24 protein-coding genes, 1 pseudogene and 1 other annotated feature are annotated in these 23954 nt (G+C 62.5%); of the genes and pseudogenes, 9 read left to right on the top strand and 16 right to left on the bottom strand.

The genetic code is table 11. The features are described 5' to 3' along the window. Positions 1 to 134: 134 nt before the first annotated feature. Entirely contained in the window at positions 135 to 1541 is a 1407-nt protein-coding gene (gene gndA, locus ACUTQY_RS08890) for an NADP-dependent phosphogluconate dehydrogenase (RefSeq protein WP_046686731.1), read from the top strand. Between the two features lie 74 nt (positions 1542 to 1615). On the opposite strand, the gene hisIE is transcribed toward gndA, so the two are convergent. From hisIE to hisL, 9 genes are all read right to left on the bottom strand, one after another. Then, on the bottom strand, positions 1616 to 2236 hold the full coding sequence (gene hisIE / locus ACUTQY_RS08885) for a bifunctional phosphoribosyl-AMP cyclohydrolase/phosphoribosyl-ATP diphosphatase HisIE (protein ID WP_015377251.1): 621 nt from the start codon (positions 2234 to 2236) through the stop codon (positions 1616 to 1618). Beyond that, positions 2230 to 3006: an imidazole glycerol phosphate synthase subunit HisF gene (hisF, locus tag ACUTQY_RS08880; protein WP_342188338.1), complete on the bottom strand. Its 777-nt coding sequence runs from the start codon at positions 3004 to 3006 to the stop codon at positions 2230 to 2232. The genes hisIE and hisF overlap by 7 nt, the downstream gene beginning before the upstream one ends. After that, positions 2988 to 3725, bottom strand: a complete 738-nt coding sequence (gene hisA, locus ACUTQY_RS08875; RefSeq protein ID WP_042784058.1) for a 1-(5-phosphoribosyl)-5-[(5-phosphoribosylamino)methylideneamino]imidazole-4-carboxamide isomerase — start codon at positions 3723 to 3725, stop codon at positions 2988 to 2990. The genes hisF and hisA overlap by 19 nt, the downstream gene beginning before the upstream one ends. Before the next feature lie 5 nt (positions 3726 to 3730). Beyond that, entirely contained in the window at positions 3731 to 4321 is a 591-nt protein-coding gene (hisH, locus tag ACUTQY_RS08870) for an imidazole glycerol phosphate synthase subunit HisH (RefSeq protein WP_021504315.1), read from the bottom strand. After that, a complete protein-coding gene (gene hisB, locus ACUTQY_RS08865) occupies positions 4321 to 5388 on the bottom strand; it encodes a bifunctional histidinol-phosphatase/imidazoleglycerol-phosphate dehydratase HisB (RefSeq protein WP_015377254.1) in 1068 nt (355 codons plus the stop codon). Before hisB ends, hisH begins: the two co-directional genes overlap by 1 nt. Beyond that, positions 5385 to 6473, bottom strand: coding sequence for a histidinol-phosphate transaminase (gene hisC / locus ACUTQY_RS08860; RefSeq protein WP_046686733.1), 1089 nt, complete (start codon positions 6471 to 6473; stop codon positions 5385 to 5387). The genes hisB and hisC overlap by 4 nt, the downstream gene beginning before the upstream one ends. Continuing rightward, positions 6470 to 7777, bottom strand: coding sequence for a histidinol dehydrogenase (hisD, locus tag ACUTQY_RS08855; protein ID WP_046686734.1), 1308 nt, complete (start codon positions 7775 to 7777; stop codon positions 6470 to 6472). The genes hisC and hisD overlap by 4 nt, the downstream gene beginning before the upstream one ends. Before the next feature lie 4 nt (positions 7778 to 7781). After that, on the bottom strand, positions 7782 to 8681 hold the full coding sequence (gene hisG, locus ACUTQY_RS08850; RefSeq protein WP_015377256.1) for an ATP phosphoribosyltransferase: 900 nt from the start codon (positions 8679 to 8681) through the stop codon (positions 7782 to 7784). A gap of 72 nt (positions 8682 to 8753) precedes the next feature. Next, positions 8754 to 8880, bottom strand: a sequence feature (His leader region). Continuing rightward, positions 8856 to 8903 (bottom strand): his operon leader peptide, encoded by a 48-nt coding sequence (hisL, locus tag ACUTQY_RS08845; RefSeq protein WP_100396937.1) that lies wholly within the window; start codon positions 8901 to 8903, stop codon positions 8856 to 8858. It overlaps the preceding feature by 25 nt. 229 nt (positions 8904 to 9132) lie before the next feature. On the opposite strand from hisL, the gene ACUTQY_RS08840 reads away from it, so the two are divergent. Beyond that, positions 9133 to 9957, top strand: coding sequence for an SDR family oxidoreductase (locus ACUTQY_RS08840; protein ID WP_033642487.1), 825 nt, complete (start codon positions 9133 to 9135; stop codon positions 9955 to 9957). Between the two features lie 6 nt (positions 9958 to 9963). Here the strand turns inward: ACUTQY_RS08840 and ACUTQY_RS08835 are convergent, their stop codons facing one another. Next, positions 9964 to 10878: a LysR family transcriptional regulator gene (locus tag ACUTQY_RS08835; protein ID WP_046686735.1), complete on the bottom strand. Its 915-nt coding sequence runs from the start codon at positions 10876 to 10878 to the stop codon at positions 9964 to 9966. Between the two features lie 250 nt (positions 10879 to 11128). Here ACUTQY_RS08835 and speB point away from each other — a divergent pair, with 250 nt between their 5' ends. The 4 genes and pseudogenes from speB (at position 11129) to ACUTQY_RS08815 (ending at position 15771) form a co-directional block, all read left to right on the top strand. Next, entirely contained in the window at positions 11129 to 12061 is a 933-nt protein-coding gene (gene speB, locus ACUTQY_RS08830) for an agmatinase (RefSeq protein ID WP_046686736.1), read from the top strand. A gap of 76 nt (positions 12062 to 12137) precedes the next feature. After that, a pseudogene (locus ACUTQY_RS08825) lies at positions 12138 to 13518 on the top strand (sodium:solute symporter). Positions 13519 to 13534: 16 nt separating this feature from the next. Further along, the gene (locus tag ACUTQY_RS08820; RefSeq protein ID WP_046686737.1) at positions 13535 to 14962 is read left to right on the top strand and encodes a purine-cytosine permease family protein; all 1428 of its coding nucleotides are present in this window, start codon (positions 13535 to 13537) and stop codon (positions 14960 to 14962) included. Then, positions 14959 to 15771, top strand: coding sequence for a nitrilase-related carbon-nitrogen hydrolase (locus ACUTQY_RS08815; protein ID WP_046686738.1), 813 nt, complete (start codon positions 14959 to 14961; stop codon positions 15769 to 15771). Before ACUTQY_RS08820 ends, ACUTQY_RS08815 begins: the two co-directional genes overlap by 4 nt. 76 nt (positions 15772 to 15847) lie before the next feature. Here the strand turns inward: ACUTQY_RS08815 and ACUTQY_RS08810 are convergent, their stop codons facing one another. Beyond that, a complete protein-coding gene (locus ACUTQY_RS08810; protein WP_033642493.1) occupies positions 15848 to 16831 on the bottom strand; it encodes a magnesium and cobalt transport protein CorA in 984 nt (327 codons plus the stop codon). Positions 16832 to 16842: 11 nt separating this feature from the next. Beyond that, positions 16843 to 17262: a GNAT family N-acetyltransferase gene (locus ACUTQY_RS08805; protein ID WP_033642494.1), complete on the bottom strand. Its 420-nt coding sequence runs from the start codon at positions 17260 to 17262 to the stop codon at positions 16843 to 16845. Between the two features lie 131 nt (positions 17263 to 17393). On the opposite strand from ACUTQY_RS08805, the gene ACUTQY_RS08800 reads away from it, so the two are divergent. Beyond that, positions 17394 to 18494 (top strand): PQQ-dependent sugar dehydrogenase, encoded by a 1101-nt coding sequence (locus tag ACUTQY_RS08800; protein ID WP_033642495.1) that lies wholly within the window; start codon positions 17394 to 17396, stop codon positions 18492 to 18494. A gap of 13 nt (positions 18495 to 18507) precedes the next feature. Here ACUTQY_RS08800 and ACUTQY_RS08795 read toward each other — a convergent pair whose 3' ends face one another. Both ACUTQY_RS08795 and ACUTQY_RS08790 read right to left on the bottom strand, forming a co-directional pair. Further along, the gene (locus tag ACUTQY_RS08795; RefSeq protein WP_046686740.1) at positions 18508 to 19128 is read right to left on the bottom strand and encodes a glutathione S-transferase family protein; all 621 of its coding nucleotides are present in this window, start codon (positions 19126 to 19128) and stop codon (positions 18508 to 18510) included. Between the two features lie 91 nt (positions 19129 to 19219). Beyond that, entirely contained in the window at positions 19220 to 19876 is a 657-nt protein-coding gene (locus tag ACUTQY_RS08790) for an HAD family hydrolase (RefSeq protein ID WP_033642497.1), read from the bottom strand. A 107-nt stretch (positions 19877 to 19983) separates the two neighbouring features. Here ACUTQY_RS08790 and ACUTQY_RS08785 point away from each other — a divergent pair, with 107 nt between their 5' ends. Further along, positions 19984 to 20220: a hypothetical protein gene (locus tag ACUTQY_RS08785; protein WP_071845076.1), complete on the top strand. Its 237-nt coding sequence runs from the start codon at positions 19984 to 19986 to the stop codon at positions 20218 to 20220. Continuing rightward, positions 20165 to 21187 carry an isopenicillin N synthase family dioxygenase gene (locus ACUTQY_RS08780; protein ID WP_033644235.1) on the top strand — a complete coding sequence of 341 codons (1023 nt, stop codon included), beginning with the start codon at positions 20165 to 20167 and terminating at the stop codon, positions 21185 to 21187. The genes ACUTQY_RS08785 and ACUTQY_RS08780 overlap by 56 nt, the downstream gene beginning before the upstream one ends. 59 nt (positions 21188 to 21246) lie before the next feature. On the opposite strand, the gene ACUTQY_RS08775 is transcribed toward ACUTQY_RS08780, so the two are convergent. Next, positions 21247 to 22392 (bottom strand): trans-sulfuration enzyme family protein, encoded by a 1146-nt coding sequence (locus ACUTQY_RS08775; RefSeq protein WP_033642498.1) that lies wholly within the window; start codon positions 22390 to 22392, stop codon positions 21247 to 21249. 12 nt (positions 22393 to 22404) lie between these two features. Beyond that, entirely contained in the window at positions 22405 to 23772 is a 1368-nt protein-coding gene (locus tag ACUTQY_RS08770; protein WP_046686741.1) for a pyridoxal-phosphate dependent enzyme, read from the bottom strand. Between the last annotated feature and the right edge of the window lie 182 nt (positions 23773 to 23954).

The following is a 23954-nucleotide window of genomic DNA, read 5'->3' as shown; positions in this document are numbered from 1 at the left end:
ATTTTGTAAAGATTGTTATGGCTGCGATAGGTACATGCTTAGGAATAATCATGTACAATAAAGCAATGCATCCCTACTATGTTGTATAACTATATGATTACAATGTAGTAATTATCTCAGACAGGAGTTCCTAAATGTCCAAGCAACAAATCGGCGTTGTCGGCATGGCGGTAATGGGCCGCAACCTCGCGCTGAACATCGAGAGCCGTGGTTACACCGTTTCCATTTTCAACCGTTCTGGCGACAAGACTGACGAAGTGATCGCTGAGAACCCGGGCAAAAACCTGGCGCCGTATTACACCGTTGAAGAGTTTGTTGAATCGCTGGAAAAACCACGCCGCATCCTGCTGATGGTGAAAGCGGGCGAAGCGACGGATAAAACCATTGCCTCGCTGACTCCGCATCTGGACAAGGGCGATATCCTGATCGATGGCGGCAACACCTACTATCAGGACACCATCCGTCGTAACCGCGAACTGTCCGACCAGGGCTTCAATTTCATCGGCACCGGCGTTTCCGGCGGTGAAGAGGGCGCGCTGAAAGGGCCTTCCATCATGCCTGGCGGCCAGAAAGAAGCTTACGAGCTGGTGGCGCCGATCCTGGAGAAAATCGCTGCGGTTGCGGAAGGTGAGCCTTGCGTGACTTATATCGGCGCTGACGGTGCAGGCCACTATGTGAAGATGGTGCACAACGGCATCGAATACGGCGACATGCAGCTGATTGCCGAAGCCTATTCTCTGCTGAAGCAGGCGCTGAACCTGAGCAACGAACAGCTGGCCGAAACCTTCGCCGATTGGAACAAGGGTGAGCTGAACAGCTACCTGATCGACATCACCAAAGACATCTTCACCAAGAAAGACGAAGAGGGTAAATACCTGGTCGATGTGATCCTGGACGAAGCCGCCAACAAAGGCACCGGCAAGTGGACCAGTCAGAGCTCGCTGGATCTGGGCGAACCGCTGTCGCTGATCACCGAATCGGTGTTCGCACGCTACCTGTCCTCGCTGAAAGATCAGCGCGTTGCCGCGTCTAAAGTGCTGACCGGGCCGAAAGTGGCACCGTTCACCGGCGACAAAGCCGAGTTCATCGAGAAAGTGCGTCGCGCGCTGTATTTGGGCAAGATCGTATCCTACGCGCAGGGCTTCTCTCAGCTGAAAGCCGCGTCCAAAGAAAACAACTGGGATCTGCACTACGGCGAAATCGCCAAGATCTTCCGCGCCGGCTGTATTATCCGTGCCCAGTTCCTGCAGAAGATCACCGACGCTTACGCAGCGGATGCCGATATCGCCAACCTGCTGCTGGCGCCATACTTCAAGCAAATCGCCGACGAGTACCAGCAGGCGCTGCGTGACGTGGTGGCCTATGCCGTGCAGAACGGTATCCCTACGCCAACCTTCTCCGCCGCGATCGCTTACTACGACAGCTACCGTTCAGCGGTGCTGCCGGCTAACCTGATCCAGGCGCAGCGCGACTATTTCGGTGCGCACACCTACAAACGCATCGACAAGGAAGGCGTGTTCCATACCGAATGGATGGAATAAGCCCACTCGTTGAGCGATAAAAAAAGCCGCCGAGGTTAACGCCCGGCGGCTTTTTTATTGCGCGTGATTTAATGTCACGCTTTTTTCTGATGCCGCTCGCGCAGCCGGCCGATCACCGCGCTCAGATCCAAATCCTGGTCCTGCAGCAGCACCAGCAAGTGATAGATCAGATCCGAGGCCTCGTTGGTCAGCTCTTCGCGATCGTTGACCGTGGCGGCCAGCGCGGTTTCCACGCCTTCTTCCCCGACCTTCTGCGCGATGCGTTTGGTGCCGCTGGCGTACAGGCTGGCGGTGTATGAGCTGTCCGGGCTGGCATGCTTGCGCTCCGCCAACAGCTGTTCCAGCTGATAGAGGAACGTCCAGTCGCTGGCGGCCGGATGGAAGCAGCTGCTGTTGCCCAGGTGGCAGGTCGGGCCGATCGGGTTGGCCAATACCAGCAGCGTGTCGTTATCGCAGTCCGGCGTGATGCTGACCACCTTGAGGAAGTGGCCGGAACTTTCGCCTTTGGTCCACAGGCGCTGCTTGGTGCGCGAAAAGAAGGTGACATTGCCGCTCTGCTCGGTGGTCGCCAGCGCTTCCGGCGTCATGTAACCCAGCATCAGCACTTCGCCGGAAACGGCGTGTTGCACGATGGCCGGCATCAGGCCGTCGGTTTTCTCCCAGTCCAGCTGGTTTCTCTGTTGTTCTGTCAGCACACGCGAATCTCCACGCCTTGTTCGACCAGGAACCTTTTCAGTTCGCCGATATTGATGATTTGTTTGTGGAACACCGATGCCGCCAGAGCGCCGTCGACGTCCGCATCGCGGAACGCTTCCAGGAAGTGCTCCATCGTGCCCGCGCCGCCGGAGGCGATCAGCGGCACCTTGCAGACCTCGCGCACTCGGCGCAGCTGCTGCAGATCGTAACCGTTGCGCACGCCGTCCTGGTTCATCATGTTCAGCACGATCTCACCGGCGCCGCGGCGCTGCACTTCCTGCACCCAGTCGAGGGTTTCCCACTGGGTGACGCGGGTGCGGCTCTCGTCGCCGGTATATTGATTGACGTGATACTTGCCGGTTTCACTGTCGAACCAGGTATCGATGCCCACCACGATGCACTGCACGCCAAAGCGATCTGCCAGGCGGCTAATCAGAGCGGGATCGGCCAGCGCCGGTGAGTTGATGGAGATTTTGTCGGCGCCGAAAGACAGGATCTGGCTGGCATCCTCGGCGCTTCTAATGCCGCCGGCGACGCAGAACGGAATATCAATCACCTCCGCCACGCGCGAAACCCAGCTTTTGTCCACCACTCGGCCGTCGCTCGAGGCGGTGATATCGTAAAACACCAGCTCGTCCGCGCCTTCTTGCGCATAGCGCTGCGCCAGCGGCACGATGTCGCCGATGATTTCGTGGTTGCGGAACTGCACGCCTTTCACCACTTGCCCGTCTTTAACATCCAGACACGGGATTATCCGTTTTGCCAGCATGCAATCGCCTCCTCAACGCTAAATTTACCTTCCAGCAGGGCGCGCCCGACGATCACGCCGGCAACGCCGCTGCCGCGCAACTGGGCGATGTCGTCCAGATTGCCGATGCCGCCTGAGGCCTGGAAGGCCACTTGCGGATAGCGGCGGCTGATCGCCTGATACAGCGCCACGTTGGAACCGGCCAGCGTGCCGTCGCGCGAAATGTCGGTGCACAGCACGTGTTTCAGCCCGTAGGGCAGGAACTGCTCTACCACCTGTTCAAGCGTGGCGTCGGAGTCTTCCTGCCAGCCGCTGATGGCCACGCGCTTCACGCCCTGCGCGTCGATGCGCACATCCAACGCCAATACCAGCGCGTCGGCGCCATAGCGTTCGAACCAGCTTTGCACCAACTGCGGCTGTTTCACCGCGGTGGAGCCGATCACCACGCGCGTGGCGCCGGCCTCCAGCAGGGCGCTGACGTCTTGCTCGTTGCGGATGCCGCCGCCGACCTGCACCGGCACGTTAACCCCCGCCAGCAGCTTGCGCAGCAGCGGGATCTGGCGCGCGGCCGGATCTTTGGCGCCGGTCAGATCGACCAGGTGCAGCACCTGGGCGCCCTGTTGTTGATAGTCCTGCAGGCGCAGCAGCGGATCGTTGCCGTAGTCGCGCTGTTGGCCGTAATCGCCCTGATGCAAACGCACCACGTTGCCGTCGATCAAATCCAAAGCCGGAATAATCATGCTGCCTACATCTCCAGAAAGTTTTTCAACAGTTGCGCGCCGGCCGCTCCAGAACGTTCTGGATGAAACTGCACGCCGAAGAAGTTGTCTTTTTGCACGGCGGCGGTGAAGGGCTCGCCGTAGTTCGCCTGAGCGATGGTGCTGGGGCATATCGGCATCGCATAGCTGTGAACGAAATAGAAGTAGGCGCCGTCATCGATGCCGCGGAACAGATGGTGGCCCGCCTGCGCGGATACCTGGTTCCAACCCATGTGCGGCAGCGGCAGGCCGAAGTCGGTCATCTGCTTTACCGGCGTATCGATGAGGCCGAGCGTCGTTATGCCGCCGTTCTCTTCGCTGCTGGCCGCCAGCAGCTGCATACCGAGGCAGATGCCCAGCACCGGCTGAGTGCAGGCCCTGATCAGTTCGATCAGATCGCGTTCGCGCAGCTGATCCATCGCCGCCTGCGCGGTGCCGACGCCCGGCAGGAACAGCTTGTCGGCGCGCAGCACGATCTCCGGATCGCGGCTCACTTCCGGCTGATAGCCCAGGCGCCGCACCGCATAGGTGACGGAGGCCAGGTTGGCGCAGCCGGTATCCAAAATCACCACGTTCATCACAGCACTCCTTTCGAGCTCGGCAGGGTATTGCCCTCGACGCGGATCGCCTGGCGCAGCGTGCGGCCAAACACTTTGAACAGGCTTTCGACCCGGTGGTGGTCGTTTTTGCCTTTGGTCTTCAGGTGCAGCGTGCAACCCATGGTGTAGGAGAGCGAGCGGAAGAAGTGCTCGACCATTTCGGTGCTGAGATCGCCGACGCGCTGATAGTTGAACTCGGCCTTGTACTCCAGGTGCGGGCGGCCGGAGATATCCAGCGCGCAGCGCGCCAGACACTCGTCCATCGGCAGCACGAAGCCGAAGCGGGCAATGCCGCGCTTGTCGCCCAGCGCCTTGTTCAACGCTTCGCCCAGCGCCAGGCCGGTGTCCTCTACGGTGTGGTGATCGTCGATATACAGGTCGCCTTTGACGTCGATCTCCATGCGGAAGCCGCCGTGGGTGGCGATCTGATCCAGCATGTGGTCGAAGAAGCCGACGCCGGTTTTGATTTTGCTGCCGCCTTCGCGATCCAGCCAGACGTTGACATCGATCTGCGTCTCTTTGGTCACGCGGTTAACCCGCGCATGGCGGTCGCGCAGGGTCAGCTGGCGCACGATCTCTTTCCAGCCCAGCACGCCGCGCTGGTAGCGCAGCCCCTGAATGCCCATGTTTTCTGCCAGCTGCACGTCGGTCGGCCGATCGCCGATCACGTAGCTGTGGGCGGTATCGAGCACGCCGGGTTCGAGATAACCCTTCACCAGCGCGGTCTTCGGCTTGCGGCAGTCGCAGTTGTCCGCCGGCAGGTGCGGGCAGATCAACACATCGGCGAACTGAATGCCCTGCGAGCTAAGGATCTGCATCATCAGGTTGTGCGGCGGATCGAAGGTTTCCTGCGGGAAACTGGCGGTGCCGAGCCCATCCTGATTGGTGATCATCACCAGCTGATACCCCGCCTGTTGCAGCGCCAGCAGGGAAGGGATCACGTCCGGCTCAAGCGCCAGCTTGTCCAGGCGGTCAACCTGGAAATCTTCCGGTGGCTCGGCGATCAGCGTGCCGTCACGATCGATAAAGAGGATTTTTTGGCTCACATTGGCTCCTGGCGAGTCTGGTTGGCGCCGGGCAGGGCGGACAAGGCGTCCACCACGCGTTGACATTCGTCGCGGGTGCCTATGGTGATGCGCAGGCAGCCGGACAACCCGGGCTGTTTGTTTTGGTCTCGTAAGATAATGCCCTGATCCCACAAGCTTTTAAACACATTACTTGAGGCGGTGAAGCGGGCCAGCAGGTAATTGCTGTCGCTGGCGAAAACCTGCTCGACGCAGGCGCATTTTTCCAGCTGTTGCTGCAGCCAGCTGCGGGTGGCGGCGATGTCGGTGACGCGCTGGCGCATGGTGCGGATGCCTTCTTCGCTCAGCGCCTGCGCGGCGATATCCGCCACCGGTGTCGAGAGCGGGTAAGGCGCGATCACCTTCAGCAGCAGGGCAATCAGATCTTCGTTGGCGAGCGTAAAGCCGCAGCGCAGGCCGGCCAGCGCAAAGGCCTTCGACAGCGTGCGCAGAATAGCCAGGTGCGGATAGTCGCTCAGCCACCCGGCCACCGAGGCCTGCGGGCAAAACTCGATATAGGCTTCGTCCACCGCGACGATCGCTCTGCCTTTGGCCATCTCCAGCAGGCTGCGCAGAGAGTCCGGGTCAATCAGGTTACCGGTCGGGTTGTTCGGGCTGCAGACGTAGATCAGTTTCACGTTGTCCAGGCTGTCCGCGATGGCCGGCAGATCCAACTGCCAGTCCTCTTTGGCGGCAACGGTGCGGCGCTCCACGCCAAAGGTTTCGGCGCTGACGGCGTACATGCCGTAGGTCGGCGGGCAGAACAGAATGGCGTCTTTGCCCGGCTCGCAGAAGGCGCGGATCAGCAGCTCGATGCCTTCATCGGCGCCGCGGCTGACCAGCACCTGCTCTTTCTTGACCTCGGCATAGGCGGCGTAGCGTTCGATCACCTGCGCCGGCTGGCACTCCGGATAGCGGTTGAAGGTTTGCGCAGTCAGCTGGAATTCCGGGGCGATCGGGTATTCGTTGGCGTTCAGCCATACGTCGCCCTTGCCGCCGAGGCGGCGCGCCGATTGATAAGGGGTCAGTTCGCGAACGTTGGCGCGCGCCAGTTTTTCGATGCTCATGCTTGCTCCTTCAGGGCGGCGACGCGCAGGGTCACGGCGTTCTTGTGGGCGATCAGCTGCTCGGCGGCAGCCAGCGTCTCGATGGTGGCGGCCAGGTTGCTGAAGCCCTGCGGCGTCAGCTCCTGCACCGTCATGCGTTTTTGGAAATCGGCCAGCCCGAGGCTTGAGCAGGTGGCGGTGTAGCCGTAGGTCGGCAGCACGTGGTTGGTGCCGGAGGCGTAATCGCCGGCGGACTCCGGCGACCAGTCGCCGAGGAACACCGAACCGGCGCTGGTGATGCCGTCCACCAGATCGCGCGCATTGCGGGTCTGAATGATCAGGTGCTCCGGGCCGTAACGGTTGCTGATGGCCACGCACTCCGGCAGATCGCGCGCCACGATCAGGCGGCTGCTCGCCAGCGCCTGACGGGCGGTGTCGGCGCGCGGCAGCTCGGCCAGCTGGCTTTCCACCGCGTCGGCCACCGCCTGCGCCATCGCCGCGTCCGGCGTCAGCAGGATCACCTGCGAATCCGGGCCGTGCTCGGCCTGCGACAGCAGATCGGAAGCGACAAATGCCGGGGTGGCGCCGGCGTCGGCGATCACCAGCACTTCTGAAGGACCGGCCGGCATATCGATGGCCGCGCCGTCAAGGCGCTGGCTGACCTGCCGCTTGGCTTCGGTCACGAAGGCGTTGCCCGGCCCGAAGATCTTCGCCACGCGCGGCACGCTTTCGGTGCCGAACGCCAGGGCGGCGATCGCCTGCGCGCCCCCGACCTGAAACACTTCCTGCACGCCGCACAGCTGCGCCGCATACAGGATCTCATCGGCGATCGGCGGCGGCGAGCACAGCACTACCCGGCGGCAGCCGGCGATGCGCGCCGGCGTCGCCAGCATCAGCACGGTGGAGAACAGCGGCGCCGATCCGCCGGGAATATACAGGCCCACCGAGTCGATTGGGCGGGTCACCTGCTGGCAGCGCACGCCCGGTTGCGTTTCGACGTCCACCGGCGGCAGTCGCTGCGCGTTGTGGAAGGTTTCCACGTTGGCGACGGCCACCGCCATCGCCTGTTTGATGTCGTCGCCCAACCGCGCGGCGGCGGCGGCGATCTGCTCGGCGCTGACGCGCAGCGTCGAGACTTCCGCCTTGTCGAAACGGGCGCTGTAGTCGCGCAACGCCCGATCGCCGTTGGCCTCCACGTTGTCGAGGATCTCATTCACCGTGCGGGTGATGCTGTCGGAAGCGGCGATCGCCGGACGCATCAGCAGCTCGGCCTGGCGTTCGGCGCTGCACGTTGCCCAATCTATCGGCGTGTTGAAGGTCGACATGGCGTTACTCCATCATCTTTTCAATCGGCAGCACCAGAATCGAGCTGGCGCCGAGCGCTTTCAGTTTTTCCATGGTTTCCCAGAACAGGGTTTCGCTGCTGACCATGTGCATCGCCACGCGGTTCTGCGCACCGGCCAGCGGCAGAATGGTCGGGCGTTCGGCGCCCGGCAGCAGCGCGACGATCTCATCCAGTTTCTCGCTCGGCGCGTGCAGCATGATGTATTTGGATTCGCGCGCCTGGATCACGCCCTGAATGCGGGTCATCAGGCGGTCAATCAGCTGCTGTTTGGCTTCAGGCATTTCGCCGTCGCGCTGGATCAGGCAAGCTTTGGAGCGGTAGATCACCTCCACTTCGCGCAGGCCGTTGGCCTCCAGCGTGGCGCCGGTAGAGACCAGATCGCAGATGGCGTCGGCCAGGCCGGCGCGCGGCGCCACTTCCACCGAGCCGTTCAGCAGGCAAGATTTGAAGCGCACGCCCTGTTTGTCGAGGTATTGCTTCAGCAGGTGCGGGTAAGAGGTGGCGATGCGGGCGTCCTGCAGGCTTTGCGGGCCGGCGTATTCGGCGTCGAGCGGGGTGGCCAGCGACAGGCGGCAACCGCCGAAATCGAGGCGGCGCAGGGTGAAGTAGCGCGGGTCTTCACCCTGGGCGCGGCGGCTGAGCAGCTCTTCTTCCAGCACGTTCTCGCCGATGATGCCGAGATCGACCACGCCGTCCATCACCAGACCCGGAATGTCGTCGTCGCGCACGCGCAGGATATCGATCGGCATGTTTTCGGCGAAGGCGATCAGACGCTGCTGCTGCAGGTTAATCTTGATGCCGCAGCGCGCCAGCAGTTCCTGGGATTCATCGCTCAGGCGGCCCGACTTCTGCATTGCGATCCGTAAACGTGTCTTGTCCAGCATGGTAACCTCTGTTTAATCTGTAATTTTATGAATCTATTGTAAAAACTATTCTTTTCTGTCTGTCCGGAGCCAAAAAAAAAACCCTCGGAAGAAATCTTCCGAGGGCTCTCTCTTGCGTTCTGCGCGCCACTGGAAGATTAACAAACCGTCTTCCAGCACACATCGCCTGAAAGACTAGTCAGGGTGATGGTGATGATGGTGGTTGAACTGAACGCGTGTCATGGTGTTTTCTCTCAGCAAAAGTCGGTAAAAAACCGTATGGCAATTAAGCTAAACTATCCGCTGTCCGCCGTGCAACTCTTTTTTATCGTCATAAATTTAATTTATTGAAACAGGTTGAGTTATTAGCCACACACGGCTTTACCTAACCTTAAGCCGGTCAGATTGTATCGCCGCGCGCAGTGGCGTAGCCTTAAGGGCAGGGCGCTGCGATCTTCAGGAGAGGAAGAGGATGAAAAAGGTAGCCATTATTGGTCTGGGTTGGTTGGGCATGCCGCTGGCGTTGTCGCTGATGGGCCGCGGGTACGACGTGGTCGGCAGCAAAACCACGCCGGACGGCGTCGAGGCCGCGCGGATGAGCGGCATTGAATGTTATCAGTTGGAGCTGACGCCGGAATTGATCTGCGATCCGGACGATCTGGCGTCGTTGCTGCGCGTGGATGCGCTGGTGGTCACGCTGCCCGCGCGCCGCACCGTCGAAGGCAGCGAGAATTATTTCAATGCGGTGCGCATGCTGGTGGACAGCGCAATGGCTTTCGGCGTGCCGCGGGTGATCTTCACCAGTTCCACCTCGGTGTATGGCGAAACCGCCGGCACGCTGCGCGAAGAGTCGCCGCTGCGGCCGGTCTCGCCTTCCGGCCGGGTATTGGCCGAGCTGGAGCGCTGGCTGCACGAACTGCCGAATACCTCGGTGGACATTCTGCGCCTGGCGGGGCTGGTGGGCGCCGATCGCCACCCAGGCCGCTTCCTGGCGGGAAAACTCGATGTGAAGGGGGGCTCGCAGGGGGTGAATCTGGTGCATCAGGACGACGTCATCGCCGCCATCCAACTGCTGCTCAAGCTGCCCAAGGGCGGCCACGTGTACAACCTGTGCGCGCCGCGTCATCCGGCCAAGCGCGATTTCTATCCGGCCCTGGCCGAGCAGTTGCACCTGGAGCCGCCGCAGTTTGCCGACGAAGCGGAACAGGATGAGCGGCTGGTGGACGGCAACCGCATCTGCAACGAGCTGGGTTTTGAATACCAGTATCCCGATCCGGCGCGCATGCCGGTCAGTTAACGTCCGTCAGGCCCCGCACATGCGGGGCTTTTTTTCGCCGGCGCGCGCCAAATCCTCCAACAGCGCGTTCAACGCCTCGTCGGGTTGGACGGGGCGGCTGACCAGGCTGAGCGTGGCGCGGTAAGAGAGCGCTGCGCCGCCCAACTGCCGCAGCAGCCCTTGCTCCACCCAGCGCGCCGCATAGTGGGTGGGCAGATAACCGAGACAGGTGCCGCTCAGCACCAGATGGGCGACGCTCTCCATGTGGTGGGCCACCGCGGCCAGATGCGGCGGGGCGATCGGGCACAGCTGGTGCGCCAGCAGGTAGCCGCGTTTGACCCAGCGCGCGTTTTCAATCTGCTCGCGCTCGGGTTCTTCCACCGCGAACAGCGGGTGATCCTCACTGCAATAGATCGCCTGCGTCTCCTCCAGCCACGGTTGATAACGCAACGCCTCCAACTGCTGGCCAAAGTAGCCGATGCCCAGATCGAGCTGCCGGTGCAGCAGCCCTTGTTCAATCTCGTTCGGTGAACAGATGCGGCACTGCAATTGCACGTCCTGGTGGCGCCGCTGAAAGTGCTTGATGGCCTGACTGAACGGGTTGCCCGGCAGTGAAACCAGGTTATCCACCAAACCAATTTGCAGATCGCCGGTCAGCAGGCCGTTCAGCGACTGGCTGACCCGGGTGAAGTCGCGGGCGGCGTTGAACAAGGAGCGGCAGGCGATCAGCATGCGTTCCCCTTTTGGCGTCAGCCGGAAGCCGGAGCGCCCGCGCTGGCACAGGCGAAAACCCAGTCGCGTTTCCAGCGAGGCCAGATGGGTGCTGATGGTGGATTGGTTCATCAGCAGCGTTTCCTGTGCGGCGCTGACGCCCTGGGCTTCCGCCACCGCGACGAACACCCGCAACAGCTTCAGATCGATATCGCTTAGGTTAGTGAGCATCGCCCCCTCCGCAGAACGTCGGCCGCTTAACCCATTTTTAACATCGAAGAAATAGGCGCGGCGCTGAAGATATGGCCTTTCTTATGGCATGAGATTGAAATAAAAATCAACGCTTCAATGGGTTAGTTACATCGTGTTTTTCGATGTTTACATGCAAAAGCGGGAATGGTAGCCGGTGCGGTCAACGGGGTAGTCTGCGAATGTTGCTTAAATGTTTCAATTTATCGCAAGCCCAAGACAAGGAAACGCCATGCTGAACCAACCCCAAAGCGGCAACGACATGCCGCGCTTTGCCGGTCTCCCCACCATGATGCGCCTGCCCGCCGCCGATCAGGCGCGTGGTCTGGACGCCGCCTTTGTCGGCATTCCTCTGGATATCGGCACCTCCAATCGCAGCGGCACCCGCTATGGCCCGCGCCAGATCCGCCAGGAGTCGGTGATGATCCGCCCCTACAACATGGGCACCGGCTCCGCCCCATTCGAACGGCTGCAGGTGGCCGATCTGGGGGATGTCGCCATTAACCCCTACAGCCTGGCGGACAGCGTACGGCGCATCGAGGCGGCTTACCGCGAGATCCTGGCGCACGGCTGCACGCCGTTGACGCTTGGTGGCGACCACACCCTGACGCTGCCGGTGCTGCGCGCCATCGCCCATCGACATGGCCCGGTCGGGCTGATCCACGTCGATGCGCATTCCGACACCAACGAGGAGATGTTTGGCGAACAGCTGGCGCACGGCACCACCTTCCGCCGCGCGTTTGAGGAGGGGCTGCTGGCACCGGAAAAAGTGGTGCAGATTGGTCTGCGCGGCAGCGGCTATGCGGCGGATGACTTCGATTGGTCACGGCGCCAGGGCTTTCGCGTGGTGCCGGCCGAAGCTTGCTGGCATCGGTCGCTGACGCCGCTGATGGCGGAGATCCGCGAGCAGATGGGCGATGCGCCGGTTTATCTCAGTTTCGATATCGACGGGCTGGATCCGGCCTTCGCGCCGGGCACCGGCACGCCGGAGGTCGGCGGACTGTCGGTTTGGCAAGGGCTGGAGATCGTGCGCGGCTGCCGTGGGCTGAACCTGATTGGCGGCGACGTGGTGGAGGTGTCGCCGCCTTACGATCGTTCCGGCAATACGGCGCTGCTGGCGGCCAATCTGCTGTTTGAAATGCTGTGCGTGCTGCCGGCCCGCTGAGGCCGTCGTACTGACCCTGCCGGCGGAGCGGTTGCGTCGGGCCCCCGATAACAATAACAACGGAGTGGAGGTACCCATGAATCTCGATCTGCTGGTTGTGGTGATTTACTTTCTGGTGATAGGCGCGGTGGGGTGGATGGGCATTCGCCGCGCCAACTCCAAAGAGGCGTATCTGGTGGCCGGGCGCAACCTGGGGCCGGGGCTGTATCTGGGCACGCTGTCGGCGGTGGTGCTCGGCGGCGCGTCGACCATCGGCAGCGTCAAGCTCGGCTACACCTACGGCATCTCCGGCGTCTGGCTGTGCGGCGCGCTCGGGCTGGGCATTGTGGTGCTGAGTCTGGTGCTGGCCAAACCGCTGCTCAAACTGAAACTGTATACCGTCAGCCAGGTGCTGTCGCGGCGGTATCACCCGGCGGCGCGGGTCACCAGCGGCGCGATCATGCTGGCGTATGACCTGATGGTGGCGGTGACCTCGATCATCGCCATCGGCAGCGTGATGCAGGTGATGTTCGGCCTGTCGTTCAGCGCGTCTATCCTGCTCGGCGGCGGGCTGGTGGTGCTGTATTCGACGCTGGGGGGCATGTGGTCGCTGACGCTGACCGACATCATTCAGTTCATCATCATGACCGTCGGCATGATGCTGGTGCTGATGCCGATGAGCATCGTCAAGGCCGGCGGCTGGGAGGCGTTCACCAGCCTGCTGCCCGCCGGTTACTACCAGCTGTCGTCGATCGGGCTGGATACTATTCTGGTATTTTTCCTGATCTACTTCTTCGGCATTTTGATCGGTCAGGACATCTGGCAGCGGGTGTTCACCGCCCGTAGCGCCAATGTGGCGCGCTTCGCCGGGCTGGGGGCGGGCGTCTATTGCGTGCTGTATGGCGTGACCGGCGCGCTGATCGGCATGGCCGGCAAGATCGTGCTGCCGTCGCTCAGTAATACCGACGGCGCCTTCGCCGCCATCGCGCAGGCGGTGTTGCCGGTCGGCGTCAGCGGGCTGGTGGCCGCGGCGGCCCTGGCGGCGCTGATGTCCACCGCCAGCGCCTGCCTGCTGGCCTCTTCGACCATCGCGCTGGAGGACGTGTTGCCGGCCATCCGGCGCAAACCTTCTGGCGGGCTGGCCGCCGGGCGCTTCACCACGCTTTTCATGGGCGCGGTCATGCTGGGGCTGGCGTTTGTGGTGCGCGACGTGCTGGCGGCGCTAACGCTGGCTTACAACCTGTTGGTGGGCGGCATGCTGATCCCGTTGGTGGGGGCTATCTTCTGGCCGCGCGCCACCAGCGCCGGCGCTATCGCCAGCATGCTGACCGGCAGCCTGTGCGTGGTGGGGCTGATGATCTGGCACGGCATCGACGCCAACAGCCCGATCTACGGCGGTGGGCGGCGGCGTCGCCTTCGTGCTGGGCAGCCTGCTGAGCCGCCCGGCGCCGCAGCTGCAGACCCAAACCGAGCGTTGAAACGACGAGGTGGGACATGAACAATCGCAATGTGGCGCCACGCCCAAAAATTGAAGTGCGCTCGATAGACTATGTGCCCCGTCACGAGCGGCATGGCAAGGTTTGGCATCAGGCGCCGTTTTGGTTCACCGGTAATTTCGTTTTGACGACGATGGTGGTCGGTTTCACCGGCCCGGCGTTGGGGGTGGGCGCGCTTTATTCAATGCTGGCCATTGTCGTCGGCGTGGGGTTCGGCACGTTCTTCATGGCGTGTCATGCCAATCAGGGGCCGCGCATGGGGCTGCCACAGATGATCCAGTCGCGGGCCCAATTCGGCCTGCGTGGCGCCATCGTTCCCTTTGCCGCCGTGGTGTTTGTTTACATCGGTTTCAACGTGTTCAACGTTATTCTCGCGACCGATGCGATCAACACGGTATTGCCGGGTCATCGTCCGCCTTGGTATGCGTTGCTGATCGCGGTGGCCGTGCTGTTGGCGATCGTCGGCCACGATATGCTGCATGCGGTGCAGCGCTGGCTGACCTATGTGATGATGGCGGTGTTCGGCGTGCTGACGGTCGGTGCCGTGCTGTCGCTGCGGATGGACGCCGTCGTCGGCGCCGGGCATTTTTCGTGGGCGGCTTTTTTGATTCAGCTGTCGGCGGCCGCCGGCTACCAGATCAGCTACGCGGTGTATGTCTCCGACTACTCGCGCTATTTGCCGCATGAAACGCCGTCGGCCAACGTGATCTTTTGGACTTATCTGGGGGCGGCCGGATCGGCGCTTTGGCTGATGTCGCTGGGCGCATTTCTGGCCTCAGCCCTACCGGCCCCCGATGCGATCGGCAGCGTACAGGCGGTGGGTAATGCCGTTTACCCGGGGTTTGGCACGCTGGCCGTGCTGATCGCGGTGCCCTCGCTGGTCGGCATCATGGCGGTCAACTGTTATGGCGCGATGCTGACCAGCCTCAGCGCGATTGACGCGTTCCGTAAAGTGACGCCAACGTTGAAATTACGCATGGCCGGCATCGGCGTCGTCGCTCTGACGGTGTTCGCGGTGGCGTTGGCTATCCCGGCGAGCTATCTCGCCAGCTTCAATACCTTCGTGCTGCTGATGCTGTATTTCCTGGTGCCCTGGACGGCGGTGAATCTGATGGACTTTTACGTGGTGCGCGGCGGACATTACGCGATAGGTGAAATCTTCAACCCGGCGGGGATCTACGGCCGTTGGGGCGGCTCCGGTCTGACGGCCTACGCGATCGGCCTGCTGGCGATGGTGCCGTTCATGACGTTGGGCTTTTACACTGGCCCCTTTGCTGTTTTACTGGGCGGCGCGGATATCGCTTTTCTGATCGGCTTGCTGGTGGCCGGGAGCGTTTATGTCGTCATGTGCCGAAAGCTCGATCTCGAAGCCGAACGGCGGGTGGCGTTGCGTTGCGAGGGATTATTGGAAGGAGAACGGGAGTGAAGGAAAAAATCAGCGTCGCATGCTGCCAGTTGGCGCTGCGGGTAGGGGAAGCGGAACATAATCGGGCGCTGTCCGCCCAGGCGATCCGCCGGGCAGCGCAGCGCGGCGCCAACGTCATCGTGTTGCCGGAGTTGGTGAACAGCGGCTACGTGCTGCGCGACAAGGCGGAGGCGCGGGCGTTGGCCGAGGCCGAAGATGGGCCCAGCCTCAGCCTGTGGTGTGCCCTGGCGAGTGAGCTGGATGTGGCGATCGTCGCCGGTTTTTGCGAGCGTCTGCCTGATGGCGAGGTGGCCAACAGCGCGGCGTTGATCGATGCGCAGGGGGTGAGGGCGATTTATCGCAAAGTGCACCTGTGGCATGAAGAGAGTTTGATCTTTACCGCCGGCGATCGGCCGCCGCCGGTCGTCGAGACGCGTTTTGGCCGGTTGGCGGTGATGATCTGTTACGACCTCGAGTTTCCGGAGTGGGTGCGCTTGCCTGCGTTGGCCGGTGCTCAGCTGCTGTGCGCGCCGGTCAACTGGCCGCTGGCGCCGCGCCCGCAGGGCGAACGGCCGGCGGAGATGGTGAAGGCGCAGGCCAACGCCGCCGTCAATCGGCTGTTCATCGCGGTGTGCGATCGTTGCGAAACGGAGCGCGGCGTTGCGTGGATCGGCGGTTCGGTGATCGTCGACGCCGACGGCTATCCGTTGACGCAGAGCCTGACAGGCGAAGGCATGGTGCTGGCATCGATGGATATCGGCGCGGCTGATGACAAGCACATCGGCCGCCACAATCACGTGCATCGCGATCGGCGTCCGATGCTGTATTGAAGCGGCGGGGCGGTCGGTGGACCCGGCTGCTCCGCAGATCGTCTTCGCCGGTGGGGAAAATCCGCCGTTCTGGCGCTTACAGCCAGCCCGATTTCTTCAGTTTCTGATACAGGAAAATGCAGCCGACGGCGGTCACTCCCAGCGTGGCGTGATAGGCCCACGGGAACTTCAGTTCCGGCATGTCGGCGAAGTTCATCCCGTACAGGCTGAAGACCACCGTCGGGATGGCCAAGATTGCCCCCCAACCCGCCAGCCGTTTCACCACTTCGTTTTGTTTGACCGTCACCAGCGCCAGGTTGACGTGCATGGCGTTGGTCAGCATTTCGCGCATGTCGTCGATATTGCTGACCACCTGATGGGCGTGATCTTGCACGTCGCGCACGTAGGCGCGCAGCTCTTTCGGGATCACCTCTTCGTGCAGGCGGATCAGCTGGTTGCAAATTTCATCCATCGGCAGCGCGGCGTTGCGCAGCGCCAGCAGATGGCGGCGCAGGGTATAGACGTTCTCGATCGCCGCCTGATCGAACTCTGACTGAAACATGTTGGCTTCAATGTTCTCGATGGTGCTCTCGAAGCGCGCCACCACGCTGCGGTAGTTATCCACCACGAAGTCCAACACCGAATAGAGGGCGAAGCCCGGCCCGCGGCACATCTGCTTGTGGTTCTCTTCCGCCTTGGCGCGGATCGGCGCGTAACTGGGCGAAGCGCCGTGGCGCACCGTCACCAGAAAGTTTTTGCCGACGAAGAAGTGGGTTTCGCCGTATTCGATTTCGTCGTGCTCGCCCCACTGCGCGGTTTTCACCACGATGAACAGCGAGTCGCCGTAGGTCTCCAGCTTCGGCCGCTGGTGCGCGCACAGCGCGTCTTCGATCGCCAGATCGTGCAGCCCGAACTCCTCCTGCACCTTGCGCATAAACGCCGGCTCCGGCTGCCTTAATCCCAGCCAGATGAAGGTGTCGGGCTGTTTGACCACCTCACTGATATCGTCGATGGTCACTTCGCCCAGCCGTTGGCCGGCTTTGTACGCTACACAGTTCACCACCATGCTTTTGCTGTCCATCCGTCCATCCATTAATCAGTCAGCGTTTTGGTAAGTAAATAACACTCATGTTCCACCGGATACTCTTTCAGCGTCATTTGCAGCTGATAACCGAGCTTTTCGTAGAACGGCCGCGCCTGAAAGCTGAAGGTGTCGAGGCGGGCGTAGCGGCAGCCGCGCGCCTGCGCCTCGTGCTCGGCGGCGCGCATCAGTCGGCCGCCGAGGCCGCTGCCGCGCTGGGTATCCGCCACCCATAGCCACTCGACGCTCAGCCAGTTGCCCCAGGTTTCGGCGGTCAGGCCGCCGATCACCGCGCCGGCTTCGTCGCGCGCATAGACGCTGAGCGGCTTGCGGTGGCTGGCGTCGATATGCGGCAGGTTGTAAGCGCGCAGGCCTTGCCTGATCGCATCGAGGGTTTGTTCGTCGATCGCGTCGGTAACGGTAATGTCCATTTTTCCTCCTGGGTAATGGATTAACTTAAGCACATGGCGGCTAAAAGGCAACCCGTTGAAATGTAATGCAAACGACCGCGGCCGCTGAGTGGGCTACACTAAACGGGTCATTTCATCTTCAGGAGGACGCCATGCCCCGATTGACTCTGCTGGCCGGTTTGCTGCTGTGCAGCGGCCTGGCGCACGCCGCGCCGACGGTCAGCCAATTGCAGGACGGCCTGGAACACCCTTGGTCGCTGGCCTTCTTGCCGGCGGAACAAGGCCTGCTTATCACCGAACGGCCCGGCCGGCTGCGGCTGTGGCAGCAGGATAAAGGACTGTCGCCGCCGATCGCCGGTGTGCCGCAGGTCTACGCCGAAGGGCAGGGCGGCCTGCTGGAGGTGCTGCCGGCGCCCGATTTCGCCGCCAGCCGCCGGGTGTATCTCAGCTTCGCCGAACCGGGCGAGGGCGGCAAAGCCGGCACGGCGGTCGGCTATGGCCGCCTGAGCGACGATGGCGCGCGGCTGGAAAACTTTAAGGTGATCTTCCGTCAGCAGCCCAAGCTGTCGGTCGGCAATCACTTCGGCGGCAAATTGGCGTTTGATCGGCAAGGCTACCTGTTTATCACGCTGGGCGAAAACAATCAGCGGCCGACGGCGCAAGAGACCGACAAACTGCAGGGCAAACTGGTGCGGCTGACCGCCGAGGGCGCCGTGCCGCCGGACAACCCCTGGGTCGGCCAGGCAGGTAAACGCCCGGAGGTTTGGTCTTACGGCCATCGCAATCCGCAAGGGCTGGCGTTGAACCCGTGGAGTGGCGCAATCTGGGAGCATGAGCACGGCCCGCGCGGCGGCGATGAGCTCAACATCCCGCTGCCGGGTAAAAACTACGGCTGGCCGCTGGCCACCTACGGCATCAACTATTCCGGCCAGCCGATCCCCGAGGCGAAAGGGGAGCGGGTGCCCGGCACCGAACAACCGCTCCACTATTGGCGGGTTTCGCCCGGCCTCAGCGGCATGGCGTTCTATGATGGGCAGCGCTTCCCCGCCTGGCGGCACTCGCTGTTCATCGGCGCACTGGCGCAAAAGGCACTGATTCGCCTGACGCTGAAGGGGGACAAGGTGGTGGCGGAAGAGCGGCTTCTGGGCGATCGCGGCGAACGCATCCGCGAGGTGCGCAGCGGGCCGGATGGTTACCTGTATCTGCTGACGGACGAACGGGACGGCAAGCTGCTGAAGGTCGGGGCGTCGTAACGCCCCGCACGCGTCAGGTGAGTGCGCTCATCACGCCGCGCTGGTAGGCCGGGCGTGCGCGCAGTTGCTGATACCAGCGCTCCATGTTCGGCCGCGGGCGGCGGGCGATCGGCATTTCGAACCAGGCGTAGGCGAAGCTGCCGAGCGGGATATCGCCGAAACCGAACGCGCCGCCGGAGAGGTAAGGCTGGTGCGCCAGCGTCTGTTCGATGACGTCGAAGTGTTTTTCCAGCGTGGCGATCGCCGTTTCGATTTTCGCCATGTCGCGCAGCTCCGGCGCGGTGCGTATCAGGCCCCAAAAGACGATGGTGAAGGCCGGGACAATCGTCGAGGTGGTCCAGTCCATCCATTTGTCGGCGGCGGCGCGCGCCTGCAGATCTTGCGGATAGAACGTCGCGTCGCCGAATTTCGCCGCCAGGTAGCGCACGATGGTGTTGGACTCCCACAGCACGAAGTCATCGTCCTGCAGCAGCGGCACCAGGCCGTTCGGGTTCAACGCGCGGTAACTCTCTTTGTTGACTTTGCCGAACGCCCCGCCGGCGTTGATGTGGGTATAGTTGAGCCCCAATTCGGCGGCGCACCACAGCACCTTCCTGACGTTGTTCGAATTCTCACGACCCCAAATGGTCAGCATGGGATAACTCCGTTAGCGGATAATAAGGACCCTCTATACCTACGCCACAACGCGCTTTTTGTCACACCGCAGGGCACTTTTTGTCTGCCGCTCAGCGTTCCCAGCGGCACACTTCCCAGCCGCGCTCCGCCGCCAGCGCGCTCAGTTCGCTGTCGGGGTTGATCACCGTGGCGCTGTCGACGAATTGCAGCATCGCCTTGTCATTGAGAGAGTCGCTGTAGCCGTGGCTGTGCTCGAACTTCAGGTGCGGGTGCTGCGCCAGCCAGTGCTGCAGGCGGATCACCTTGCCCTGTTGATAGGTCATGGTGCCGTAGGTGTTGCCGGTGAAGCGGCCATCGCTGATTTCCACGCCGATCGCCAGCGCATCGTCGGCGCCGAGCTGTTCGGCGATCGGCGCCACCAGATGCTCGCCGGTGGCGGAGATCACCAGGATGCAGTCGCCGCGTTCGCGGTGCCACTGCAGGCGTTCGCGGGCGGCGGGATAGACGCGCGGCAGGATGTCGCGGCGGATGTAACGCTGCACCCAGCCGGCCACGGTTTGCACGCTCAGGCCGGCCAGCGGCGCCAGCGTGGCCTGCATGTAGTCCTCCATCGACAGCTTGCCCTGATAATAGAGCTGCATCAGCTGCTGCTCCTGCAGTTCCAGCTCCGCCGGCGCGAACCCCTGGCCGACCAGCCAGCGGATCCACAGGCTGGCGCTGTCATCGTCAATCAGGGTTTCATCCAGGTCGAATAAGGCTAAATCCATCAGTATTTCTCCGGCAGGCAGGGTATGAGGTCGTTTACAGGATAGCGGATAGCGCACGTCGCCAGCCAGCGGCGTCGGCGAAATTGCGCAGAGCATAAGAAACATTGATGACGGTTTTGCGACAGTTTGTTGAACGTTTGCATAACTTAGAACGCAACAATATTGGCCGCTCCGGCGAGCGCGGTGATAACTATGAAGCAAATGCAGCTACCCGCTGGGGAGTGACAATGTTGATTATTCGCCTGTATGGCAGCCCGATCGTGATCGGGGAAGAAGAGGAACCGCATGATGACGCATCTGACGACGCAGAAGACGCTGCCGCTGCTGGATCTTTCGCAGCTTGACGGTGATGCGCGCCAACGGCGCGCCTTTCTCGACGATCTGCGCGCGGCGGCTCGCGACGTCGGTTTTTTCTATCTGCGCGGCCACGGCGTGGACGGCGCGCTGAATGCGCGGCTGCAGCACGCCGCGCGGCAATTCTTCGCCCTGCCGGAAGCCGACAAGCTGGCGGTGCAGATGGTGCATTCACCGCACTTTCGCGGTTACAACCGGGCGGCGGCGGAACTCACGCGCGGGCAGCCTGACTGGCGCGAGCAGTTCGATATCGGCGCCGAGCGCCCGGCGCTGACGCTGTCTGATGACACGCCGCGCTGGGCGCGCCTGCAGGGGCCAAACCAGTGGCCGGCGGCGCTGCCGACGCTGAAACCGCTGCTGCTGCAGTGGCAACAGGCCATGACCGCCATGTCGCTGCGGCTGCTGCGCGCTTTCGCTTTGGCGCTGTCGCTGCCGGAGCAGGCGTTCGATCGCTTGTACGGCGAGAAGCCCAACGAGCACATCAAACTTATCCGCTATCCGGGGCGGGACGCCACCGGCAGCGCACAGGGCGTCGGCGCGCACAAGGACTCCGGGTTTCTCAGCTTTTTGCTGCAGGACGCGCAAAAAGGGCTGCAGGTAGAGGTGAGCGAAGGGCAATGGATAGACGCGCAGCCGCGTGAAGACACCTTCGTGGTGAACATCGGCGAGCTGCTGGAACTCGCGACCAACGGCTACCTGCGCGCCACGGTGCACCGGGTGGAAACGCCGCCGGCGGGGCGCGACAGGTTGTCGATCGCTTTCTTCCTCGGCGCGCGGCTGGACGCGGTGGTGCCGCTGTATCAACTGCCGCCGCAGCTGGCGGCGCAGGCGCGCGGCCCGGCCAGCGATCCGCTCAACCCGCTGTTTCGCGACGTGGGCGACAATTACCTGAAAGGGCGCATCCGCTCTCACCCCGATGTGGCGCACCGTTTTTATCAGGACGTCATCGGCGTCTGAACGCCGGGCGTAAAAAAGCCCGGCGCGTCGGCCGGGCTGATGGTGCGCTGATGCGGTGATTATTCCGCCAGCGCCTGCTGCAGATCGGCGATCAGATCTTCCACATCCTCAATCCCTACCGACAGGCGCACCAGCTGCGGCGTGATGCCGGTTTCCAAGCGCTGTTCCAGCGGAATGGAGGCGTGCGTCATGCTGAACGGCTGGCTGATCAGGCTTTCCACGCCGCCCAGGCTTTCCGCCAGGGTGAACAGGCGCGAACGCTGGATGACCCGGCGCGCATAGGCGTCGTCGCCTTTCAGCCGTACCGAGATCATGCCGCCGAAGCGCGTCATCTGGCGCGCCGCCAGCTCATGCTGCGGATGGCTCGGCAGGCCGGGGTAATAGACGTTTTCCACCTGCGGCTGGCTCTCCAGCCACTGGGCGATGCGCAGCGCGCTATCGCTGTGGCGCTGCATGCGCAGCGCCAGAGTGCGAATGCCGCGCAGCGTCAGGAAGCTGCTGAACGGATCGAGAATGCCGCCGACCGCGTTTTGCAGGAAACCGAGCTGTTCCGCCAGCGCCGGGTTATTCCCCACCGCCGCGACGCCCGCCACCACATCGGAGTGGCCGTTAAGGTATTTGGTGGCGGAGTGCACCACCACGTCAAAGCCCAGATCCAGCGGACGTTGCAGATACGGCGAGGCGAAGGTGTTGTCCGCCACGCTGATGAGCTGATGCTTTTTGGCGATCGCGGCGATGGCGCTCAGATCCGCCAGCTTGAGCAGCGGGTTGGTCGGCGTTTCGACCCAGATCATTTTGGTATCCGGCTCGATCGCCTGTTCCAGCCCGGCGAGATCCGCCGGCGACACGTAAGTCACGCGCAGGCCGGCGGTGCGGCTGCGCACTTTTTCCAGCAGGCGATAGGTGCCGCCGTACAGGTCGTCTACCGCGATCAGGTGGCTGTCTTTATCGAGCAGCTCCAGCACCGTGGAGCAGGCCGCCAGACCGGAGGCGAAGGCGTAGCCGCGGCTGCCGCCTTCCAGTTCGGCGATGGCGCTTTCCAGCGCGGTGCGCGTCGGGTTGGCGCTGCGGGAGTATTCGTAGCCGGTATGTTCGCCCGGTGCCGGTTGGGCGTAGGTGGAGGTGGCGTAAATCGCCGGCATCACTGCGCCGGTCGCGTCCGGGGTGTAACCGGCGTGAACGGTCAACGTATCAAACTTGGCCATAATGGATCCTTATTAACGTAATTTTTGGCGCCAGGCGTTAAGCACGTCTGTGCGGGTAATCAGGCCGAGGAAGCGCTCGCCGTCGAGCACCACCGCGACGTGGCCATGGTTGAAGGTGGCCTGTAATTCCTCGTAGCCGTCTTCCTTTTGCAGCGTCTGGACCTGCTTGGTCATCGCGCTGCCGGCCGGCAGGCTGAAGTGGGCGGCGTCGGCCTGGACGGCGTTCAGCAGATCCCACTCATCGATCAATCCGACCACCCGATCGCCTTCCAGCACCGGTAGCTGCGAGATGTCGTACAGCCGCATGCGGGCGTGCACGATCGCCAGCGTGTCGTCCGGCGCGGCGGAAACGGCGGCGCCTTCGTCGTGGCGATAAGCGATCAGATCGCGGAGATCGCCGTGCTGCGGTTTGCTCAGCAGGCCCTGCTCCAGCATCCAGTGGTCGTTATACATTTTAGACAGGTATTTGTTGCCGCTGTCGCAAACGAAGGTCACGACCCGCTTGGGTTCGGTTTGCGCGCGGCAGTAACGCAGAGCGGCGGCCAGCAGGGTGCCGGTGGAGGAGCCCGCCAGCACGCCTTCCTTGCGCAGCAGATCGCGCGCGGTGGTGAAGGCTTCTTCATCGCCGATGCGGTAAGCGTGGCGCACCTGGTCAAAGTCGCTGAGCGGCGGGACGAAGTCTTCGCCGATGCCTTCCACCAGCCAACTGCCCGCTTCGCCGATTTGGCCGTGGTCGAGATAGTCCGCCAGGATAGAGCCGGCAGGGTCGGCCAGCACGAATTCCGTCTGCGGCGAAACCTCGGAGAAATAGCGGCTCAACCCGCCCAGCGTGCCGCCGGAACCGACGCCGACCACGATGGCGTCCACGTCATGATCCATCTGCCGCCACAGTTCGGGCGCGGTGGTGGTGGTATGGGCCGCCGGGTTGGCCGGGTTATTGAACTGATCGATATAAAAGGCGCCGGGGATCTCCCCGGCCAGGCGTTTAGCGTAATCCTGATAATAAGCCGGGTGCCCCTTGCCGACGTCCGAACGGGTCAGCAACACCTCTACCCCCAACGCGCGCAGGTGGAAGATCTTTTCGCGGCTCATCTTGTCCGGCACCACCAGCAGCAGCTTATAGCCTTTCAGCGCCGCCACCAGCGCCAACCCCAGGCCGGTATTGCCGGCGGTGGCTTCGATGATGGTACCGCCCGGCTGCAGTTTGCCGTCGCGCTCGGCCTGCTCGATCATCGACAGCGCCACGCGGTCTTTGATCGAACCGCCGGGGTTTTGGTTCTCCAGCTTGACGAACAGCCGGCACGGGCCGGTATCAAACTGGGTCAGTTCCAACATCGGGGTATTGCCAATCATCTCGATGACGGAATGGGGGATCGCCATGACTCATCTCCAGGATTATTCGGTATAAAAGTCGTTGTGCGGATGATAGCGCTGAGGATAAGCGCTTTAAAAAGAACAAATAACGGTTCTATATGCCATTATGGAATATATTAATCTTTTTTAGACGTATGGAAGCGCAGATGTTTAGCGGTGCAGATGCTTGGCCGTTTAGCCGTGGATGG

Source organism: Serratia sp. TSA_130.1 (assembly GCF_052691795.1).
The sequence above is the reverse complement of the archived record's forward strand: the minus strand, read 5'-3'. Positions and strand labels throughout refer to the sequence as shown.

Excerpts from the sequence above, each read along its gene's own strand:
- hisG (WP_015377256.1), bottom strand. The coding sequence starts at position 8,681 with ATGCTGGACAAGACACGTTTACGGATCGCAATGCAGAAGTCGGGCCGC.
- ACUTQY_RS08785 (WP_071845076.1), top strand. The coding sequence starts at position 19,984 with ATGACGGTTTTGCGACAGTTTGTTGAACGTTTGCATAACTTAGAACGC.
- hisC (WP_046686733.1), bottom strand. The coding sequence starts at position 6,473 with ATGAGCATCGAAAAACTGGCGCGCGCCAACGTTCGCGAACTGACCCCT.
- gndA (WP_046686731.1), top strand. The coding sequence starts at position 135 with ATGTCCAAGCAACAAATCGGCGTTGTCGGCATGGCGGTAATGGGCCGC.
- speB (WP_046686736.1), top strand. The coding sequence starts at position 11,129 with ATGCTGAACCAACCCCAAAGCGGCAACGACATGCCGCGCTTTGCCGGT.
- ACUTQY_RS08795 (WP_046686740.1), bottom strand. The coding sequence starts at position 19,128 with ATGCTGACCATTTGGGGTCGTGAGAATTCGAACAACGTCAGGAAGGTG.
- ACUTQY_RS08790 (WP_033642497.1), bottom strand. The coding sequence starts at position 19,876 with ATGGATTTAGCCTTATTCGACCTGGATGAAACCCTGATTGACGATGAC.
- ACUTQY_RS08805 (WP_033642494.1), bottom strand. The coding sequence starts at position 17,262 with ATGGACATTACCGTTACCGACGCGATCGACGAACAAACCCTCGATGCG.
- ACUTQY_RS08840 (WP_033642487.1), top strand. The coding sequence starts at position 9,133 with ATGAAAAAGGTAGCCATTATTGGTCTGGGTTGGTTGGGCATGCCGCTG.
- hisH (WP_021504315.1), bottom strand. The coding sequence starts at position 4,321 with ATGAACGTGGTGATTTTGGATACCGGCTGCGCCAACCTGGCCTCCGTC.
- ACUTQY_RS08820 (WP_046686737.1), top strand. The coding sequence starts at position 13,535 with ATGAACAATCGCAATGTGGCGCCACGCCCAAAAATTGAAGTGCGCTCG.
- ACUTQY_RS08775 (WP_033642498.1), bottom strand. The coding sequence starts at position 22,392 with ATGGCCAAGTTTGATACGTTGACCGTTCACGCCGGTTACACCCCGGAC.
- ACUTQY_RS08770 (WP_046686741.1), bottom strand. The coding sequence starts at position 23,772 with ATGGCGATCCCCCATTCCGTCATCGAGATGATTGGCAATACCCCGATG.
- ACUTQY_RS08780 (WP_033644235.1), top strand. The coding sequence starts at position 20,165 with ATGACGCATCTGACGACGCAGAAGACGCTGCCGCTGCTGGATCTTTCG.
- hisD (WP_046686734.1), bottom strand. The coding sequence starts at position 7,777 with ATGTCGACCTTCAACACGCCGATAGATTGGGCAACGTGCAGCGCCGAA.
- hisF (WP_342188338.1), bottom strand. The coding sequence starts at position 3,006 with ATGCTGGCAAAACGGATAATCCCGTGTCTGGATGTTAAAGACGGGCAA.
- ACUTQY_RS08835 (WP_046686735.1), bottom strand. The coding sequence starts at position 10,878 with ATGCTCACTAACCTAAGCGATATCGATCTGAAGCTGTTGCGGGTGTTC.
- ACUTQY_RS08810 (WP_033642493.1), bottom strand. The coding sequence starts at position 16,831 with ATGGACAGCAAAAGCATGGTGGTGAACTGTGTAGCGTACAAAGCCGGC.
- ACUTQY_RS08800 (WP_033642495.1), top strand. The coding sequence starts at position 17,394 with ATGCCCCGATTGACTCTGCTGGCCGGTTTGCTGCTGTGCAGCGGCCTG.
- hisA (WP_042784058.1), bottom strand. The coding sequence starts at position 3,725 with ATGATTATTCCGGCTTTGGATTTGATCGACGGCAACGTGGTGCGTTTG.